The organism is Limnospira fusiformis SAG 85.79 (assembly GCF_012516315.1).
In the GTDB taxonomy this organism is placed as follows: domain Bacteria; phylum Cyanobacteriota; class Cyanobacteriia; order Cyanobacteriales; family Microcoleaceae; genus Limnospira; species Limnospira fusiformis.
In genome coordinates, this window is sequence record NZ_CP051185.1 from 2160561 (window position 1) to 2179819 (window position 19259).

The 19259-nt window shown below is 45.9% G+C and carries 15 protein-coding genes and 1 pseudogene; 5 read left to right on the top strand and 11 right to left on the bottom strand.

What is annotated here, in order from left to right; translation table 11 throughout:
• Window positions 1-23: 23 nt before the first annotated feature.
• Complete coding sequence (locus HFV01_RS10335; protein WP_006668765.1) at window positions 24-974, top strand: Npun_F2552 family protein; 951 nt, start codon at window positions 24-26, stop codon at window positions 972-974.
• Here HFV01_RS10335 and HFV01_RS10340 read toward each other — a convergent pair.
• On the bottom strand, window positions 969-1715 hold the full coding sequence (locus tag HFV01_RS10340; RefSeq protein ID WP_006668766.1) for a class I SAM-dependent methyltransferase: 747 nt from the start codon (window positions 1713-1715) through the stop codon (window positions 969-971). The genes HFV01_RS10335 and HFV01_RS10340 overlap by 6 nt on opposite strands.
• Window positions 1716-1783: 68 nt before the next feature.
• Window positions 1784-4252: an ATP-dependent DNA helicase RecG gene (gene recG, locus HFV01_RS10345; RefSeq protein WP_193521063.1), complete on the bottom strand. Its 2469-nt coding sequence runs from the start codon at window positions 4250-4252 to the stop codon at window positions 1784-1786.
• Between the two features lie 219 nt (window positions 4253-4471).
• On the opposite strand from recG, the gene HFV01_RS10350 reads away from it, so the two are divergent.
• Window positions 4472-4636: a hypothetical protein gene (locus HFV01_RS10350; RefSeq protein ID WP_006625061.1), complete on the top strand. Its 165-nt coding sequence runs from the start codon at window positions 4472-4474 to the stop codon at window positions 4634-4636.
• A gap of 141 nt (window positions 4637-4777) precedes the next feature.
• Here the strand turns inward: HFV01_RS10350 and HFV01_RS10355 are convergent, their stop codons facing one another.
• From HFV01_RS10355 to rpsB, 3 genes are all read right to left on the bottom strand, one after another.
• A complete protein-coding gene (locus HFV01_RS10355) occupies window positions 4778-5659 on the bottom strand; it encodes a hypothetical protein (protein ID WP_193521064.1) in 882 nt (293 codons plus the stop codon).
• A gap of 115 nt (window positions 5660-5774) precedes the next feature.
• The gene (gene tsf / locus HFV01_RS10360; protein ID WP_006668770.1) at window positions 5775-6437 is read right to left on the bottom strand and encodes a translation elongation factor Ts; all 663 of its coding nucleotides are present in this window, start codon (window positions 6435-6437) and stop codon (window positions 5775-5777) included.
• Between the two features lie 150 nt (window positions 6438-6587).
• Window positions 6588-7388, bottom strand: coding sequence for a 30S ribosomal protein S2 (rpsB, locus tag HFV01_RS10365; protein ID WP_193521065.1), 801 nt, complete (start codon window positions 7386-7388; stop codon window positions 6588-6590).
• A gap of 93 nt (window positions 7389-7481) precedes the next feature.
• On the opposite strand from rpsB, the gene HFV01_RS30460 reads away from it, so the two are divergent.
• A complete protein-coding gene (locus HFV01_RS30460) occupies window positions 7482-7739 on the top strand; it encodes a photosystem I protein PsaX (protein ID WP_318286235.1) in 258 nt (85 codons plus the stop codon).
• A 625-nt stretch (window positions 7740-8364) separates the two neighbouring features.
• Here the strand turns inward: HFV01_RS30460 and HFV01_RS10375 are convergent.
• The 4 genes from HFV01_RS10375 to HFV01_RS10390 all read right to left on the bottom strand — a co-directional run bounded on the left by HFV01_RS10375 (window position 8365) and on the right by HFV01_RS10390 (window position 15986).
• Window positions 8365-9777 carry an AAA family ATPase gene (locus HFV01_RS10375; RefSeq protein ID WP_318286236.1) on the bottom strand — a complete coding sequence of 471 codons (1413 nt, stop codon included), beginning with the start codon at window positions 9775-9777 and terminating at the stop codon, window positions 8365-8367.
• A gap of 350 nt (window positions 9778-10127) precedes the next feature.
• Window positions 10128-10373: a DUF2281 domain-containing protein gene (locus HFV01_RS10380; protein WP_006668774.1), complete on the bottom strand. Its 246-nt coding sequence runs from the start codon at window positions 10371-10373 to the stop codon at window positions 10128-10130.
• A 60-nt stretch (window positions 10374-10433) separates the two neighbouring features.
• Entirely contained in the window at window positions 10434-15071 is a 4638-nt protein-coding gene (locus HFV01_RS10385) for a DNA methyltransferase (RefSeq protein ID WP_193521066.1), read from the bottom strand.
• A gap of 42 nt (window positions 15072-15113) precedes the next feature.
• A complete protein-coding gene (locus HFV01_RS10390) occupies window positions 15114-15986 on the bottom strand; it encodes an Rpn family recombination-promoting nuclease/putative transposase (protein WP_006625072.1) in 873 nt (290 codons plus the stop codon).
• A 153-nt stretch (window positions 15987-16139) separates the two neighbouring features.
• Between HFV01_RS10390 and HFV01_RS10395 the strand changes: the two genes are divergently transcribed.
• Entirely contained in the window at window positions 16140-16394 is a 255-nt protein-coding gene (locus HFV01_RS10395) for a XisI protein (protein ID WP_228116600.1), read from the top strand.
• Between the two features lie 163 nt (window positions 16395-16557).
• Here the strand turns inward: HFV01_RS10395 and HFV01_RS10400 are convergent, their stop codons facing one another.
• Window positions 16558-18021: a Fic family protein gene (locus HFV01_RS10400; protein WP_006625075.1), complete on the bottom strand. Its 1464-nt coding sequence runs from the start codon at window positions 18019-18021 to the stop codon at window positions 16558-16560.
• Between the two features lie 110 nt (window positions 18022-18131).
• The gene (locus tag HFV01_RS10405; RefSeq protein WP_035759459.1) at window positions 18132-18449 is read right to left on the bottom strand and encodes a hypothetical protein; all 318 of its coding nucleotides are present in this window, start codon (window positions 18447-18449) and stop codon (window positions 18132-18134) included.
• Between the two features lie 589 nt (window positions 18450-19038).
• On the opposite strand from HFV01_RS10405, the pseudogene HFV01_RS10410 reads away from it, so the two are divergent.
• Window positions 19039-19191: pseudogene (locus tag HFV01_RS10410) on the top strand (transposase); the annotation flags it as partial.
• Between the last annotated feature and the right edge of the window lie 68 nt (window positions 19192-19259).

Consider the following 19259-nt stretch of genomic DNA (forward strand, 5'->3'; position numbering starts at 1 on the left):
TTAAAAAATTGTCATAATTAACCATGCCTTTAGTAAGTTTAATTCAAGCAAGTTCCTATGAACCATTAGCCTTACGCCATTCTTTAGAAGCCTTATTGGAACCTTGGGGAGGTGTGAGAAGATGGGTGAAGCCAGGCGATCGCGTTTTATTAAAGCCGAACTTATTAACAGGTTCTCGTCCGACCAAAGAATGTGTCACCCGTCCCGAATTAGTAGCCGAGGTGGCGAGGTTAGTTAAAGAAGTAGGTGGTCAGCCATTTTTAGGAGATAGTCCAGCCTTTGGGAGTGCTTTAGGGGTAGCCAAAGCCAACGGTTATTTACCCCTAATTAGGGAGTTAGACTTACCCGTGGTGGAATTTCACGGTCGCCAGTATTCAACCGCTACCCAAGAGTTTGAACGGTTGCGGTTAAGTCGGGAGGCTATGGAAGCCGACGTTGTGATTAACCTCCCCAAGGTGAAATCTCACACCCAGCTAACAATGACTCTGGGGGTGAAAAACCTGTTTGGTTGTGTTCCGGGGAAAATGAAGGCCTGGTGGCACATGGAAGCCGGAAAAGATGCCGATCGCTTTGGTAGAATGTTGGTAGAAACCGCTAGAGCGATCGCCCCAGAATTGACCGTTATTGATGGTATTATCGCCCATGAGGGAAATGGTCCGAGTAACGGGGAACCCCGCTTGTTGGGCTTGCTAGGAGCCTCTGAGGACGTTTTTGCACTCGATAGGGCAATGGTAGAAGTGTTAGGGGTACAATGGGATTTAGTCCCCACCCTAGTGGCCGCGAAAAGTCTAGGGTTGTGTGGGGAATTAGAGGCGATCGCCTTTCCGTTGTTGCACCCGGATGATTTACGGGTTGACGATTGGCGACTCCCCGACAAAATGACCCCCATAGATTTTGGCTTACCAAGGGTAATGAAATCGACTTTCCGCCATCTATATATTAAGCTAATCCGGGAGCGAAGACAAGCCCTATAGGTTTTGGTTTAGGGGTTTTCTGAGAATAGCTACCGATTGTCCCAAGTTACCTAGGCTTGTTTGCGATCGGCCATCATCCCAAGTAATTGTTGACAACAAGGGGATATGGGGTTTATCCCCATCATGGATAGCATCAATATTGAGTCCCAGATGTTGAGTCCAGGCACGAATTGCATCGCGATCTATGAATTGGTCAATATGTTTGTGGGGGTCTGGATTTTTAAGCATTTCCTCGAATACAGACCAGTGTGATGGAATTCTAAACTCCAGAAAACTGATGATAATACATCCTCCGGGTTTAAGCACTCGATTAGCTTCAGCTAAATATTTATAGCTATCCTCATGTCTTAAATGGGTAAGCACCGAAAAAAATACCACAAAGTCAGCCACTTGATCTGATGCTGGAATACTCAGACTCTTGACCTTCACAAACTGCCAATCATTCCGATTGCAAATTTTACGTGCATAGTCCAATAAATCCTGAACTAAATCGATACCTAAGTAGCGAATGTCAGGAATACCCGCCAAAGGACCAGCCAAACGCCCACTTCCACACCCTACATCAATCACCATTTGACCTGGTTTGAGTCCCTGTTGTCTAAGTAAACCTAGTTCCAGTTGACCTACAGCTAGAAAGTTTCCGCCAATAGCTTGCTCGTATGCTTTGTCACTAGCCAAAACATTCTTGAGTTTTTGGAGGTGTTTAGTATATGTGTCACTATATACATTATATTCAGTCATGACTAATTTCATCCTGTGATAATTGATGGAAAAATCTGCCTTATATTGTGAATATTCAAGGTGTCAACCTAAGTCAAAATCGATCCTCCCATCATTTTTTGATAGCGTCGGTTCCACTCCGCCGCCATAGCCGGCCAACGTTGGAGGGTGTAGTCTTTCTCGATGACTTTTTGTGCGGCTTCTCTGGCTAGTTCCAAAACCTCGCGATCTTCCACCAAACTAGCCAAAGCGAAGTCAGGTAAACCCGACTGACGAGTTCCCAAAACCTGACCGGGACCCCGTAACTGCATATCCATTTCAGCAATAAAAAAGCCATCCTGGGACTGTTCCAAAACCTGTAATCTTTGCTTGGCTTCCGGTGAGGAACTCCCCGACATTAACAAACAATAGGACTTGTGAGCGCCACGACCGACCCGACCCCGTAGTTGGTGCAATTGTGACAAGCCAAACCTTTCCGCATTTTCAATTAACATCACCGTAGCATTAGGAACATCAACCCCAACCTCCACCACAGTTGTCGATACTAGGATATGAGTTTCTCCATCCCTAAATTTAGCGATCGCCGCTTCTTTTTCCTGGCTACTCATGCGACCATGCAATAAAGCGATCGCCAATTCCGGGAAAATCTTAGTTTGCAATTTTTGATGTTCTTCAACAGCCGATCGCACATCCAATTTTTCCGACTCTTCCACCAAAGGTAAAACCACATAAACCTGTCGTCCTTGTGCCACTTCTCGGCTAATCAAATCGTAGGCTTCCTGACGTTTACGACCAGATAACATAGTAGTTTGAATTGGCTGTCTTCCCGGCGGTAATTCATCCAACTGACTCACATCGAGATCTCCGTGTAAAGTGAGGGATAATGTGCGGGGAATAGGAGTTGCGGTCATGGTCAAAACATGGGGTGACTCACCTTTTTGTTGTAACTTAGCCCGTTGATGCACCCCAAAGCGATGCTGTTCATCAATCACCACCAACCCCAACTTATGAAAATTCACCTGGTCTTGAATTAACGCATGAGTTCCCACCAAAACCGGCAATTCTCCCGTTTGTAATTGAGCATGAATTTGGCGACGTTTAGCAGCCTTAGTCGAACCGGTCAACAACTCAACCGGAAGGTGCATTAAATTCAACCAACCCACCAATTTTTGATAATGTTGTTCCGCCAAAACCTCCGTCGGAGCCATCAAAGCCGTCTGATATCCTGCTTGAATTGCCGCCAACATTGCCACCACAGCCACCACAGTTTTACCCGCCCCAACATCTCCTTGAATTAAGCGGTTCATAGGTTCTTCCGAATTGAGATCCGTCAAGATTTCTCCAATCACTCGTTTTTGAGCCTTGGTTAATTCAAAAGGCAAGATTTTATAAAACTGTTGGATGAGTTCACCTTGGGGGAGGAGAGCCGCGCTTTTTTCGTTGGTTTTAGAAACTTGTCGCCGCTGCAATAAGCCGATTTGCAAATAGAAAAATTCATCAAATACTAAGCGTCGTCTAGCCGAGGCTAACCAGTCGCGGTTGGGGGGGAAGTGAATATTAGTGATAGCATCCGAGATTTCAATTAACTGATATTTTTCCAGCAATTTGGGAGGTAATGATTCCGGGAGTTTATTAGCTGCTGGTAATGCCGCCAAAACCGCCTTCCTGAGCAAATCCGCCCCAATGCCATCCGACAACGGATAAACCGGTAAAACCCGCCCAATTTTCATGGAAGCCGCACGACTATCAACCCGGTCTAAGACTTCCAATTCCGGGTTATCTAGGGTAATGCCATATTTATTTTTTTTCACCAACCCAGAAGCCGCGATAATGGCTCCCGGAGGATAGTTATATTTTTGTTTATGTTGCCAGCCTTTATTGCTATAGCGATTTCCGGCAAAAAAACGACTAATTTTGAGTTGTCCGGTTGCGTCTTTCACCATTAATTCTAAAATAGTGAGTTGGCGATTTTTGGGGCTACTAAAACAATTACACCGCTTCACCTGTGCGACAATGGTAACAGTTTCCCCAGGTGCTAATTCTTTGATGGGGACTTGGCGCGCGTAATCAATATGGTCGCGGGGATAATAATAGAGTAAATCATAAATGGTATAAATTCCCAGCCTGGCTAAAAGGTCGCTATTTCTAGGCCCGACCAGTTCTTTTAAACCCTGGTCTAATTGGGGAGATTTTGGCGGGGTAACTTCCTGGGTAATGCTGCGACTGCGAGGGGGAGGGGATGGCTCTGGGGGCTGATTTGGGGCGAGTTTTTTCTGAGCTTCTAACAGACGCTCGGCTTGGAGTAAAAAGTTGCGAGTTTCGGCGATCAAATGCTGTCTATCTTCGGTGATAAGTTGGGAATATATAGCAAAATCTCCCACCAATTTCCGCCCCAAATCATGAGCTTCTAGGGGGATAATTTCGATGAGTTTATCAATGCTGATTTGTAAAAATTCATGAAATCTATACTCTTTGCCCTGAATGTTATTAAACCCACGTTCTGCTTCTACAGATAGGGCTTTTTGGAGACGAGACCAATCGGGTTCATAGATTGCCATAGGTGATGAATTTTAACTGATTTGGATTGCCAACTTGGTTGATATTATAAGGGTTTATTGGTGCATTAATCAAGCTCAAATACTTGACAAATTCAGAAATTGCAGATATCATGAAACCATGGGCTATGGTGGCTATTTATGACCATAGTAGATGACTATTTAATCAATATAGCATATTTGCGCTAGGTCTGATAAACCCTTCCCAGAAAGGGGGTTTATATGACTATCTCTGGTGAGGTCGGACAAACTCTGCCAGAAACCAGGTTTGTTTCCCCCCAACTCCCAGAAACCGGGTTTGTTTCCCCCCAACCTCCCAGAAACCGGGTTTCTATGACTATCTCTGGTGAAGTCCGATCAACTAGGGTTTTTCTGAGGGTGAATTAGTGGATTAATTTAGATTAACTACTTGACAAACCCAGAAATCTGAGATATTATGGTGGTGATGGGTTATGATAGCCCATCTTGACTCTAGCCTAGCTAGGTAGGTCAAGGTAGGCAATCAAAGGCGATCGCATTTACTGCTCCCTACTCATCGAACCAACTAGAACGCCAAGCCGCCTCAGCCTGTAGGACAGCCCTTTCCCGCAATTTCTTCTGATAGTTGCGTCCCAACTGGTTGAGGCGTTTAGCCACCTGGCGGATTTTTTGTCGTCCAGCCATCACCCTAGGGTCAGAAAACTCGATTTCCGATATCCGCAGATGAACGGTAATCAGTTGAGTGACGCGGGAGGTCTGTTCCTCATTTTCATCTTCCGTCTCCACCATGAGAGTCAACAAATTGGGGGTATTACCCGCCGTAGCTTCCAGGGGAGGTTCAGTTTTAGAAGCGGCTTCGATGAGGGCTACAGGCAACTCCTGGGGCATTATAGCATATTCCTGCAACAGCAAGTTAATCTCATGGGAGAGGCGATGCAGAATTTTAGTAGTGGCTTCGTCAATGTTTTCTTGCCAACGCAGAAGATGGTAGGGCGTAATTAGTAGGGGTTTGGGACTAGATGGAGAAACGGATTTAAGAGGAGAAATTGAGGGGCGAAAATCTTGATTTTCTTGGCTTTCCGTCTCTGGGGATGGTTCTGAATCCTCGGATTTTTGGGGGTCATTCTCATCTGGTTTTTGCTGAGAAATCGGCGCACGGACTAGATTAAATAACCGATTTTGCGATCGCGAAACCTGATGGCGAATTTGTGATTGTAGTTCTTGCCGTCGCGAGAAAGACAGCTTTAAAAAGGCTTCTGGATAACCCTGAGTGCATAAATGATAAGTAGCCAGGATGAGTTGCTGTCGCAAGCCCTCACCCAAAACCTGTAGATAATCACTATAACATTGATGTAATTCTTGGGCAATATCAGCGATCGCATCTTCGAGGGCTGCGATCTCCTGTTCAATTTGTTTAACAGATCCGGCCATAGTTATAATAGGGGGAACATTAGAGCAACACTAAACAAAAAACCCCGATCCATTCTGATTATGCCATCAGATCGGGGTTAATTTCACCAAAACTTAGAAATTGAGAGTCGATAGGTTATGCCTTCCCACCAGTTTGGGCAGCCACTTCATCAGCAAAATTAGTCTCTTCTTTTTCCAGACCTTCACCCAAGACAAATCTGGCAAACCGACGGACCTTAATATTTTCGCCCAAAGTAGAGATAGTCTGCTTAATGAGTTCCTCAACCGAAATATTCTGGTCACGGATATAGGGTTGGTCTACCAGAGACAACTCTTTGAGTCGTTTATCAATACGACCCTGGACAATTTTCTCTTTAATGTTGTCAGGCTTGTTACCGAGATCATCACGTTTCATCTCGATTTCCTTTTCCTTAGCCACCATAGCAGCGGGGATATCATCCACCGAGACATATTCAACATTAGGACAAGCCGCAATTTGCATGGCGATATTACGCACCAACTCTTGGAACTCTTCCCGACGAGCGACAAAATCGGTTTCGCAGTTAACCTCCACCAGAACACCAACCCGACCCCCGGTGTGAATGTAGCTACCGACTATCCCTTCAGTCGCCGCACGCCCAGATTTTTTGTCAGCGGAAGCGATACCCTTTTGTCGCAGCCATTCGGCGGCTTTAGTCATATCGCCATCATTTTCCTTGAGGGCTTTTTTGCAGTCCATCATACCCGCGCCAGTTTTATCGCGCAGTTCCTTAACCATCTTTGCAGAGATTTCAGCCATGTTTAATCCTTTAATTGCTTAGTTAAATTGCCAGTAACCAACACTTGTTAGGAAAGTTTAACAAATGTTTCACCAAATACCGAAACCTGGCTCGGTAGAAGTCTGGGAAGCCATAGCGCCCCCCAGACCCTCGACTATAGTTGTATTAACCTAATCATCAGAGTCATCATCAGAGTCATCATCAGACTCATAATCATCACCAAATTCCTCGTCATCGTAATCGGTATCCGCGTCGTCGTAATCATCATCATCAGCGCCAACAGCAGATACCCCGTGACGGCCTTCATAAATACCATCAGCCAATTTACCAACAATCAGCTTAATGGCACGAATAGCATCATCATTAGCGGGAATATGGATATCAGCCAGGTCAGGATCACAGTTAGTATCTAACAGAGCAATAATGGGAATCCCCAATTTCCGGCATTCCATGACGGCATTATATTCCCGGCGTTGGTCTACCATAATCACGGCATCGGGGACTCGGCGCATTCCTTTCAGACCGCCCAAATATTTCTGTAGCTTACCCATTTCGCGACGCAAAACCGCCGCCTCTTTTTTGGGGAGATAGTCTAACTGACCGCTATTTTCTCGCGCTTCCAAGTCTTTGAGACGGTCTACGCGAGTTTTAATTGTCACCCAGTTGGTCAGCATACCCCCCAACCATCGTTGGTTGACATAATAACCACCACAGCGAGCAGCTTCCTGGGCGATAATACCAGCAGCCTGTCGTTTAGTTCCCACAAACAGGAATTTTTTGCCTTGTTCAGAAGCGCTTCTGACATAATCATAGGCATCATCCATCAATTGAGCGGTTTGTACCAGGTCAATGATGTGAACGCCGTTGCGTTCTGTGAAAATGTAGGGAGCCATTCTAGGGTTCCAGCGTCGGGTCTGATGCCCAAAGTGAACCCCAGACTCTAGCATATCTGCGAGACTGATAACTGGCATGATTAATTTTTCTCCTTTTCGGGTTAATCCTCCACCCAAGCGCCGATCTGTAGGGAGATTCCCCACAGACACCCGAACTCTTGGATGTGCGAGTTGAGACAACTTGACGATTATAGCAAATACTGCACCACTGGCGATCGCCTCTGTCACAGAAATAGAGATTTTTTCAGGAGAGGGGATAGATTAACAGCGATCGCATTGTGTGCTTTAATAGACAAAAATCATTGGAACTTTGAAAATATGGCTAAAAAATCTGGTGGATTTCCCTATCCCTTCCGTACTTTCTGGGCGATCGTCCTGTTAGGAATTAACATGGTGGTGGCTGGCTACTACTTCCATATCATTCAGTAGTCTTGGCTGATTGCCCTTAATAAAGTCTATGCTGCCGATCCATTAAGTGGGGTTCTCCCCTACCAATGGCGGCAGCATTTTGATGCTTTAACAATAGGTGCTTATAAGTTATGATACTTATAGGTTGCTGGGTTCTGCTTTTGAAAGATACTACGATAGATGAGCTATTGAGATTTGATAGCTCGAATAGGTTGATGGTTACTATCATCGGAGATTTGACTGAGGTTGGCAGTGATAAAAGTCCGGCTACTCTGTGAATTTGCAAAGGCGATCGCATGATAGCCATAACAACCTAAATGCGATCGTTACTCTGGGTTAGTTGTGATTGTGATCACATCGGCTCAGTCCCTATGTGGTGGGGGTTTGGTGTTGGGTTGCACCCAACCTACGGTTGATGTTGATGTTGATGTTGGGTTGCACCTAACCTACGGTTGATGTTGGGTTGCACCTAACCTACGGTTGATGTTGGGTTGCACCTAACCTACGGTTGATGTTGGGTTGCACCTAACCTACGGTTGATGTTGGGTTGCACCTAACCTACGGTTGATGTTGGGTTGCACCCAACCTACGGTTGATGTGAGGATTTTTCTTTTTCCATGCTGTCAAATTAGGTGGCTCGGAGCCTTTATGAATCTTTCGCATGACGTGATTTTTGTTTATTGATCAGGAGTTTGGCTTTCATCAATTCTAAATGATTGGCGTGCAATTTCTCAGTTAATTGTGAAAGCAATTGTTCAGCCTCGGTTAGGTTGGCGTTTTGTATGGCATCTAGCAGATTGTTCAGTTCAGTATCAATGGTCTCATTACGGATACTGGTATCCATGACATCTAGTAAAACCGTATTAGCATCTTGCCCATACTGGGAAGGCAATTGTTGCAATTCACCATTGTTTAAGGTGTAAACCAAGATATTTTGACAGTCGCTGATGATAAGAGGTGAATGGGTTGTTAGCACAAATTGACAGTTAGGAAAAGTGTCGATGAGGCGATCGCAAAAACTACGCTGCCACGAGGGATGTAAATGCAAATCGACTTCATCAATCAAAACGATACCATCACCTTTTAAAGGATTTTCTAGGGCGGGGTTCAGCATAGCTAGACGGCGAGCAATATCACCAACTAGAGCCATCAGAGATTTTTCGCCTTGTGAAAGTTGGGCGACATTTAGGGTTTCACCGTTTTTGTCGATCGCCATATAGAGACGAGGTTTGCGACGGACTCTCAGGTTGTCCAGATCCGGCATAAATCGGCTAATGGCGGTGCGAACTGCCGTTAATTGCCTATCTTTAGCGGAGGCATTTAGTTGCTGCAATTGCTCCCATACCGTTGAATCGGTTTGTAAGAGAGGTATGATTTCGTTCCAAAAGTCTTGAGGAATTGCTGATTCATTCTCAGTATCTTCTCTTTCTCTAAACCATTCAAAAAAACGGCGAAAGTCTACACCCTGATTTAAGGCGTTATCGTAGCCATCTAATTGCTTAAAGCTGTGCTTAGTCCTAATTTTTAGGGGCATATCCAGCACGACGCGCTCCACCGGATAAAAGGCAATTAGAGGTAGGCTTGTTTGGTCATTATCGCTGAGATCATCACGATAAATATTAGCCAAACGAGTGCAGTCGTTTAGGTTACTATTATAGGGGGATTTTCGCCCTTTTTGGGCTTTGGCTAAAGTCCATTTAAACTGATGATTAATATTGCTGATGTCGGCATTTTCTGAGGGATGATTATTATCATAAACCTCGATTTCAATGCTGGCAAAATTAGCGGAATTAAGTATAGAATTTTCTGGGATAGGGTTGCCACTGCCTTTTTCCGTGCGTAAACGAGCAGTGAACCAGCTAAGAGAGGTGGCTAAAGCGGTGAGAATGGAGGATTTACCCGCGCCATTTTTGCCCACGAATACGGTGATATTGCTGGGGTTTTGCTGGGTGGGTGCTAAGGAAATTTCCAGATTTTTAAATAGCCCAAAATTTGTGAGGATGACCCGTTGGATTTCCATCGCGATCGCCTTCAAACTCACCCCTATTATTATCTCCACATTGTCGCACAAAGTCAAGTCTTTGCTGTTTGTTAATCATACTGTTTCCTATGAACCAGGCAACAGTAGGGGCGCGGGGGTACAAGCGACGGCCCACGGCGACTACGGGGGAATCTCGCCTACATACTACGGTTGATGTTGGGTTGCACCCAACCTACCTTTGATGTTGGGTTGCACCCAACCTACCTTTGATGTTGGGTTGCACCCAACCTACCTTTGATGTTGGGTTGCACCCAACCTACCTTTGATGTTGGGTTGCACCCAACCTACCTTTGATGTTGGGTTGCACCCAACCTACCTTTGATGTTGGGTTGCACCCAACCTACCTTTGATGTTGGGTTGCACCCAACCTACCTTTGATGTTGGGTTGCACCCAACCTACGGTTGATGTTGGGTTGCACTTGCAGTTCATCATCACTGGGGGCGGGTTCGGGACGTTTGGCGATGCCTCGGAGTCCAGTCAGAGTGCCAGAGGGAATAGGATGAATGGAGGTGAGTTGTTTTTGCTGGAGAAATTCGGCGAAGTCCTGGACTTCTGGGATTTGGTTTTCTGGAAGGGTTTGAATCAGTTGATTGAGTTTTTCGGCGGCTGTCATAGTTTTTAGGCAGTCAGTTGGTTGGATTGGGTTGGATTTGTTATATTATCCCCGATCGCTTTATGACTTGGTTTTCCGTTTGGCAGACTTTTGGGCTGGGGTGGGTTGGCTGGTCATTTTTGTATATAAATCAAACAGTTTTTCCAGGCGTTCGGTGTCGTTTTTGAAGCGACGACCGATGTAAATTCGCTCGATAATTTCATCGTTGCGATCGTGCGCTTCCCGCACTAGGGGGAATTCAATATCCATCCGTTTGGGGTCGTACATATCGGCAATTGTCGCGGGGAAATAATGTTCTCTCGCTAATAGGATATCTTCGGCGCAACGGTTGAGGTCAGCCTTGTTTTGTTCCGTGAGAGTGGGGACTGGAAAGGTGTTATAGCAAGTAGAAGATGTGTATCTAATCCTATCTTCAAGTTTTCCAGATACAGCCCTTACCCAAGATAAGTGTAACGTCGAGGAAATGATTGCAAGAATGTAAAGACTTGGCTCTTGAATTATGCTGGCAGCGTTGTTGATTACATAGCTTTCATCCAAGTATCCAGCAGTAATATAATCGCGCCTTTCGGAAAAAACTGTTGGGACAATAATTTGATGTGAATTACGCTTATTAATCCAAGCAAATTTATGTGGACGAGAAATTGCTGTCTGTGCTCTCGTCCCAGAATTTTCACGATATTTTCTAACTTGATCGACTCGCTTGTATATTTCTGCATTTTCCAGAGCCTCACTTAGGTTCTCATCTTCAATCCACAGACACCATCGCAGGTTTCCTTTGATGAATTCTCCAGAACCTAAATATGGAAGGATATATTTTGCGAATCTTCCACTATTAGCTTTAATTATTTCGTCTCTTTGGTTTCGATTAAGTATTAAATGTCCACCGTCTAATGCACCACTTCCATCAGTAATTACAGAATCAAGACCGACAGGGACTTTTGTGCTTTCCACAAAGACACTTTGCGCGTTAAGAAGATAAGCATTGATATTTTCAACAGTTCTTAAGCTGACTACACTATCCTTATCAATCTCATAAAGTTTACGGTTTTTAATTGGAGGATTGCAGAAACCAACTATAACAACAGAAACTCCTGCATTATGACTCGCTAGGTTAGCCCATTTAAAAGACGTATGAGCAAAAGAAATTTCTTGACCACTTTCATAAATGAGTGGCCATAGAATAGAAGCTTGTACTCCTTGACAAATTGAATTGGTTGCCACAAACGCGCTTGCTGTCGGTGTAACCTTGCTATACTCTGATGCTTTTATGAACCAACCACAAACATAATCAAGAGGCTTCCATATTTTTATTTTAGAAGCAAATAATAAACCTATATCTTCTGTTTGTTCTTTCGTGCGCCAATTACTCCCTTTGTAAGGCGGATTCCCACAAATATAAGTTTCTCCGCCCTCATTTTGAAAATCAATCTCCGCCTCGTCTTGGGTTTCCCCCCACAAATCCAAATCTTGACGCTGCACCTTTACCCCCGTTCCCGTGGGCGGACAAAGACTCAACCAATCCAAGCGCAAGGCATTCCCACAGGTAATCCAATTATCATTTTTCAGGGGCAAAAAATCGGCCAACGCCAACATCTGCCCGCGATGCAACACATCACACTGATACTCAGCAATAATCAAGGCTAACCGGGCAATTTCTGCGGCAAAATGGCGAATTTCTATGCCCCGAAAATTGGTCAAGGGAATCTGAGAAGGGCGCTCCGGTTCCCCCCGCCGACGGTTAATTTCCGCCTCAATTTTCCGCATTTCCTTATAAGCAATGACGAGAAAATTCCCGGACCCACAAGCGGGGTCAAAGACGCGAATTTTGGCGAGGCGTTGGCGCAAATTCAACAACTTGCGGCGATTCTCCCCAGCCGCCTCCAACTGCGATCGCAAATCATCCAAAAACAAGGGATTAAGCACCTTGAGGATATTGGGAACACTGGTATAGTGCATCCCCAAAGCGCCGCGCTCCTCCTCATCAGCCACCGCCTGAATCATGGAGCCAAAAATATCGGGGTTGATTTTTTTCCAGTCCAAATTCCCGACATGGAGCAAATAAGACCGGGCAATTTTGTTAAAACGGGGAACGCCCTCACCCCCAGCCCCTCTCCCAGAGGAGGAGAGGGGAGTAAGAGTTTCTTGTCCCCCTTCTCCCGGTTGGACAGAAGGGGTTAGGGGATGAGGGAAATTCATCTCGTCCTCACCCCCAGCCCCTCTCCCAGAGGAGGAGAGGGGAGTAAGAGTTTCTTGTCCCCCTTCTCCCGGTTTGACAGAAGGGGTTAGGGGATGAGGGAAATTCATCTCGTCCTCACCCCCAGCCCCTCTCCCAGAGGAGGAGAGGGGAGTAAGAGTTTCTTGTCCCCCTTCTCCCGGTTTGACAGAAGGGGTTAGGGGATGAGGGAAATTCAGAGCGCCCTCACCCCCAGCCCCTCTCCCAGAGGAGGAGAGGGGAGTAAGAGTTTCTTGTCCCCCTTCTCCCGGTTTGGGAGAAGGGGTTAGGGGATGAGGGAAATTCATCTCGTCCTCACCCCCAGCCCCTCTCCCAGAGGAGGAGAGGGGAGTAAGAGTTTCTTGTCCCCCTTCTCCCGGTTTGGGAGAAGGGGTTAGGGGATGAGGGAAATTCATCTCGCCCTCACCCCCAGCCCCTCTCCCAGAGGAGGAGAGGGGAGTAAGAGTTTCTTGTCCCCCTTCTCCCGGTTTGGGAGAAGGGGTTAGGGGATGAGGGAAATTCAGAGCGCCCTCACCCCCAGCCCCTCTCCCAGAGGAGGAGAGGGGAGTAAGAGTTTCTTGTCCCCCTTCTCCCGGTTTGGGAGAAGGGGTTAGGGGATGAGGGAAATTCATCTCGTCCTCACCCCCAGCCCCTCTCCCAGAGGAGGAGAGGGGAGTAAGAGTTTCTTGTCCCCCTTCTCCCGGTTTGGGAGAAGGGGTTAGGGGATGAGGGCCAAACGCTTGACGGATAACAGCTAATGCCTCATCTAAATTCGTTTCAACTAACTCACTAGATAAGCGAATTACCCTCAAGCCTAATGACTCCAGCAATTCCTGTCGTTGTTGGTCTGCCTCTTGCTGCGATTTATGAATACCCCCATCGACTTCCACAATTAGCCGTTCTGCACCACAGAAGAAATCAACAATGAAGACTCCAATCGGCTGTTGTCGTCTAAATTTCCGTCCTTCTAGTTTGCGTCCACGCAGGCCTTGCCAAAGGATATGTTCACTGGGAGTGGGTTCTTTGCGAAATTGACGGGCAACTTCAGTCATTTTCTTTTTCAGGGCAGGGGGAACTTCCCAGTATTTGCCCTCACCCCCAGCCCCTCTCCCAGAGGAGGAGAGGGGAGTAAGAGTTTCTTGTCCCCCTTCTCCCGGTTTGGGAGAAGGGGTTAGGGGATGAGGGAAATTCAGAGCGCCCTCACCCCCAGCCCCTCTCCCAGAGGAGGAGAGGGGAGTAAGAGCTTCTTGTCCCCCTTCTCCCGGTTTGGGAGAAGGGGTTAGGGGATGAGGGAAATTCAGAGCGCCCTCACCCCCAGCCCCTCTCCCAGAGGAGGAGAGGGGAGTAAGAGTTTCTTGTCCCCCTTCTCCCGGTTTGGGAGAAGGGGTTAGGGGATGAGGGAAATTCAGAGCGCCCTCACCCCCAGCCCCTCTCCCAGAGGAGGAGAGGGGAGTAAGAGTTTCTTGTCCCCCTTCTCCCGGTTTGGGAGAAGGGGTTAGGGGATGAGGGAAATTCAGAGCGCCCTCACCCCCAGCCCCTCTCCCAGAGGAGGAGAGGGGAGTAAGAGTTTCTTGTCCCCCTTCTCCCGGTTTGGGAGAAGGGGTTAGGGGATGAGGGAAATTCAGAGCGCCCTCACCCCCAGCCCCTCTCCCAGAGGAGGAGAGGGGAGTAAGAGTTTCTTGTCCCCCTTCTCCCGGTTTGGGAGAAGGGGTTAGGGGATGAGGGCCAAATAGCCCCCCATTCACATAAGGAAACACATTCGCCCAATTGCGAATCCCAGCCGCTTCTCGCTGGTTGTGGGGGGTCGCCATCGCCCGAAATAGCTCCGATAGCACCTCATCGGTATTGGCAGCATCGGCCGCACTCATCTGGGCGATCGCATTTGTAAATAACTTCTCACTGTGGAAAATGTTGGTATCTTCCGCAAAAAAGCAGAAAATCAGCCGCGCCATGAAATGGTTAAACTTCTCGCGACCTTCCGCTTTATCCCAGTCTGGATTCAGCTTGAGTAACTCCACATACAGCCGATTGAGGCGACCTGTTGCTTTGATATCAAAGGCATTCTCGCGGATTTGCCACACGGTGGTAATCCCCGCCAAAGGCAGGAAAAAGCCGAAATGGTCGGAAAAGTCCGGGTAATCACAGGCGACAGTCTCCCCATCGACCAAACTTTCCGCCTCAAAACTTTTGCCGTCCGTGGCGAGAATAAACTTGACTTTGTAGCGAGTGGTGGCGGGACTCTCGCGCAAGGCTGTTAAGGTGGCGGTGACTTCCCCCTCTGGGCAGACTTTTAAATGGATATTGTGGCGCTGAAGTACCCCACCGGGTAAGTCCGATTGATTGGTGCTGTGGCGATCGCTTTTCAGGCGCTTGATGGTGGTCGCCTTATTCCCAAAGGCTTCCAGGAAGCTATAGGGGAAGGCTTCGGGGTCAAAAGGTGCTTCCGCGAGTTGGGAAACTGCTTCCTCGATTTCAACAGCATTCATGGTCACAAATCCAAAAGACTGGGGGTTCTTTCTCAACTTTAGCTAATCACTAGACCTCTCTTCCCGTAAAGTGGCAATTTCCTCTAAACTTAATCCAGTAGCTTGGGCGATCGTCTCATCATTCAGTTGACCCAATAAATTGCGAGCCGTCTCACGTTTTGCTTCTTCTCGCCCTTCTTCTCGCCCTTGTTGTCGCCCTTGTTGTAGTCCCAATGCGATCGCGCCTTGTTGGTCATAAATAAACATTTCCCGCCGCTCTAACTCTTCCAATTCCTCTAGGGTTAATCCAGCTTGATTAGCAATTTCAAAGGCTTGATTGAGTTCGGGGATATCATCCATATTTTCAGGAATAGAAGAGAGCGATCGGGCATACTTCATAAAATAAATCCATTTATCCGTCAGGGTTTCCAGTTCGTTGAGTTCTTTGGTAAACTTCGGCAATTCCACAAAGACTAACTCCATCCCATTATCTGGGTAGTACCAGCCCTCAGACTTCTCGCGATAGACAAACCGGGAAATCAATTGATTTTGTCCGGGGAACATATCAAAGTCGGTCAAGGTTAAAGCAATCACAGGTTTTAGGTCTCGATATGCTTGTCGTCTCCGTTCCAGTTGAAACGCATAAGTTTTCGCCGCATTAAATAAAACCCGCTTCCCAGAAAACTGCACATTCAAAACCTGAATTTGAATAATCACCAATGTGCCGTCATTCAAGCGCGCTTTAACATCGAGATAGGTATCTTTTAACCCTTCCAGTTGCGGGGGCAAATTCGGCTTAATGATTTCCAAGTATTCAATAGTGGAATTTCCCTCATAGACCAAACCATTGAGAAAACTGATTAAGATGTTCTTGCTTTGTGGCGAACCAAAGATTTTTTTAAAAGCGTAGCCGGTTTTGGGGTTAATAAATATCATAGCCAGCCTACCCAACTCAGGTTCATGTTTGGGAACTAATTATAGCATAACTTGTGTATTTTGGAGTTCCCCCTGTGTCTAATTCCTGGGGAGTTTCCATTTGTGCAAGAATTGTTGATTGAATATGCCCAAAGTAAGCCAGCATATTAGGAGATTGAGGTTGAGACTATTTTTGATACCCAACGAAATCATTATCAAATTGTCCATTTTGGTTGGCACCATCAGCGATGGATTCATCAGGGTGTCATCCATTTAGATATCCGCCATGAGAAAATTTGGATTTTTTGCAATTCAACGGAGCATGATGTGGCGGAAGATTTAGTCAACTTGGGTGTCCCCAAGCAAGATATTGTGCTAGGATTTTACCCGCCTTTTATGCGAGAAATGAGCGATTATGCAGTAGGCTAAAAGTAGAGCAACCAGGGCAACATTGATTGCATCAGGAGTGCATGGGTTCATTTTCATAATTGGCGGGAGGGGCAATAATCGGGTTTTTCTAAGTTATCAGACTATAACTTAGCCAATTTGTTTGCATTTTGTTCTATCCAGGAAGGGGTTATTTAAAATAATTTTAAATGCTTTTGTTCCAATACTCTAACCCAGTGAAAATCACATTTTCTAGCCACTGATGGAAACGGGGAACTAAATTTTCTTGCTCATCAGCATAGGAAAATTGAAATGGAGAATCAGTTAAAGGCTGAAGATCGCTAATAGTTGGTTCTCCTTCTTCACCATGATCTCGATGATAAGCACAGGCGCTACAAATTAGTAACCCCCGGTGTTCATGTCCGAGAACATGAAAAGAAAGAAGAACTGTTATAGATGCTTCTATATTAATTACCAATTGAATCCAAGTATGATAGTTCCGCAGGTTGGCAAAATATCCTAATTGTTTGGCAGTTTCAACCACTTGATAGCGATGATAATAATATCGAGAGTCGCCCACTGGGGCTGCAATTGTAAAAACGGCGGCATCAGTTAATATATTCTGAACAGATAGTTTAATGTCCTCGGCAATTTCTTGGAATCGCTGAGAAGCAATATCAAATAAGATGGTAGCGAAACTTTCGGCTTTTTGACATTTATCCTGGACTGAAGCCAACTGATTTTGTTTCAATTTATCAGCAATAGCCGAGACAATAACTTGAGTCCTTCTAGTCTCTGATAAAACTTGTTCTGACAAACCAAGACTTCTTAAAAATGCTTGCTTTTGACTCTTAGCAAAAAGATTAATTAAACTCGATAAATCACCGCTATCTGCCTGTTCCAAAGCGGCAATATAAACGGAGCGATCGTCCCGGGTTATCACTAAAGGAAACCAACTCGCTTGGATGCAAACTAAACTGGCTAAACAACGAGCAACCCGACCATTTCCATCTTGAAAAGGGTGGATTTGGGTAAATCGATGATGCAACCAAGCCGCCTCAATTTCTGGGGGAACTTTTTGTTCTTGATGTTGATGATGTAAGGTGATTAATAGATCCATTTCCGATGCTACTTGTTCCGGCGGACAATACTCGTGAATTGTGCCATCTGGTCGGAGGGGGTTATTGGGTTGACGTTTCCAGTCGCCTTTAATTAAGGGAACCCTAAAGATTTTTCCCTGTGGGTTTAAGGCTTCTGTGCTTTCCTGACTCTGGGTTAAAACTTGATGTAACTCCTTGATATAAGAAGTAGATAGATTTCTTTGACCCCCAACAAAATTAAATAATCCCTCAATGGCAGCCTCTTGATCTTTAATGAGCGAAACGACCTGTTTAACTGGAATATCTGTAGAGCCGTGAGGGATTAATGCTTCATTAATTCCCTGTTCAATTAACAAACGAGTGATGCCGCGATCTATGGTGTATAAACGCTCAATAATTCCGGTTTCAATGGCGATTTCCCGCCGCAGCTTTTCGCTAAAGGTTTGAAACTCTCCCGATTGACGCAGGCGATCGGCTTGCTCGTTCCAAACGGTGACTAAAGGTGGCAGTTCACTACTAGCTAAATCTTGCCAGTTGGATGGCAAATCTTCAATGGGTTTCCACAACATAAATTTTATGGCTATTGATTGCTAAAATATGTTATCATACTCTCATATGTGCGAGACGTTTAGGAGTCAAATAAGGCTGCAATGCCTGAAATAACCTCCTAGAGGGAAAATTAGACCTTCAACCAGTCTAACCCCTTAACTGTATATATGTCCCAACGCTTAGAGTATAGACTAAGCAAGGCAGGGAACTCAAGGTCAATCCCATTTAAGAAATCACAAGAATACCGTCCAAGTATACTTAGGAGGAGTACTTCAACCCACTTGGGGTGATTTGGGAAAGAGTAAAGGCGATAGCCACCCCCAGTTTCAGAAATCACAAATCTGGGATTGAAGCGGGGAACGGAAGGCGTAAGGGAAAACCTATTCCCAAAATCCGACCACTGCCAACCATCCATGATTAGGGAAACCGAATGTCTGGCTTGAACCATCGTCAGTATGAAGCAGCGAAACAGGTTGAAACGCTGCGTTCAAAAGAACAAGGGGAAAAGAAGAGGTGTTTATGAGCCATCTTCACAGACCTTTAAATGTACCCCGGTGGATAGGACAAATCTAAAGATGGAATGCCCATATATACGGAACGTTGAAACCCCTGTTAGGCTCTCTACGAGTACATCTCGTAGAGTAGTGAAAAGTGTAAGCGTAAGCCTATAAGGGGAAGGGATGTGACTGAAAGCCAATGCCTAACTGTAATGGTTGGGATATGCCCACTAGTCACGGTGTGGATATAGAGACCGCGATAAGTAATAGTTTAATGGCGAAAGCGAGTTTAAAGACTAACGCAAGCATATAGCTATGAAAGTTGAGGTCATAAAGCAGGGGGTCGTAACCTTGTTCCTACTGACAAAATAGGGTATCCACATCAGGAGCCGTGTGATGTGAAAGTATCAAGCACGGTTTTGAATGGGAGTTGGGAAAGGTGACTTTCCTTTCGACCCCTACCAGCACAAAACAGGAAAGTTAGGACGTATAATGGAGAGGACGAGATGACTAAGAAGACCAAAAATGCCAGCCTCCTAGTTTGAGTTGTGGTTGGAGTTCATCTTAATTCCAACATTGAAGCCAGGTCAGACTCTAGTATTGGACAATGCAACGTTTCATAAAGGGGGGCGGATTGCTGAACTGGTGGAGGCAGCTCAATGCCGTTTACTCTATCTTCCGCAGTGGGAACCTGCATCACCCTCCCAGGGGTTTCTCCGGCGATCGCCATTTTAACTTGCTCAACAAACAACTCAGCACAT

What these genes read in the sequence shown, in the direction of transcription:
- HFV01_RS10335 (WP_006668765.1), top strand. Translation starts at nt 24, where the DNA reads ATGCCTTTAGTAAGTTTAATTCAAGCAAGTTCCTATGAACCATTAGCC.
- HFV01_RS10340 (WP_006668766.1), bottom strand. Translation starts at nt 1,715, where the DNA reads ATGACTGAATATAATGTATATAGTGACACATATACTAAACACCTCCAA.
- recG (WP_193521063.1), bottom strand. Translation starts at nt 4,252, where the DNA reads ATGGCAATCTATGAACCCGATTGGTCTCGTCTCCAAAAAGCCCTATCT.
- HFV01_RS10350 (WP_006625061.1), top strand. Translation starts at nt 4,472, where the DNA reads ATGACTATCTCTGGTGAGGTCGGACAAACTCTGCCAGAAACCAGGTTT.
- HFV01_RS10355 (WP_193521064.1), bottom strand. Translation starts at nt 5,659, where the DNA reads ATGGCCGGATCTGTTAAACAAATTGAACAGGAGATCGCAGCCCTCGAA.
- tsf (WP_006668770.1), bottom strand. Translation starts at nt 6,437, where the DNA reads ATGGCTGAAATCTCTGCAAAGATGGTTAAGGAACTGCGCGATAAAACT.
- rpsB (WP_193521065.1), bottom strand. Translation starts at nt 7,388, where the DNA reads ATGCCAGTTATCAGTCTCGCAGATATGCTAGAGTCTGGGGTTCACTTT.
- HFV01_RS10380 (WP_006668774.1), bottom strand. Translation starts at nt 10,373, where the DNA reads ATGACAGCCGCCGAAAAACTCAATCAACTGATTCAAACCCTTCCAGAA.
- HFV01_RS10385 (WP_193521066.1), bottom strand. Translation starts at nt 15,071, where the DNA reads ATGAATGCTGTTGAAATCGAGGAAGCAGTTTCCCAACTCGCGGAAGCA.
- HFV01_RS10390 (WP_006625072.1), bottom strand. Translation starts at nt 15,986, where the DNA reads ATGATATTTATTAACCCCAAAACCGGCTACGCTTTTAAAAAAATCTTT.
- HFV01_RS10400 (WP_006625075.1), bottom strand. Translation starts at nt 18,021, where the DNA reads ATGTTGTGGAAACCCATTGAAGATTTGCCATCCAACTGGCAAGATTTA.
- HFV01_RS10405 (WP_035759459.1), bottom strand. Translation starts at nt 18,449, where the DNA reads ATGGTTCAAGCCAGACATTCGGTTTCCCTAATCATGGATGGTTGGCAG.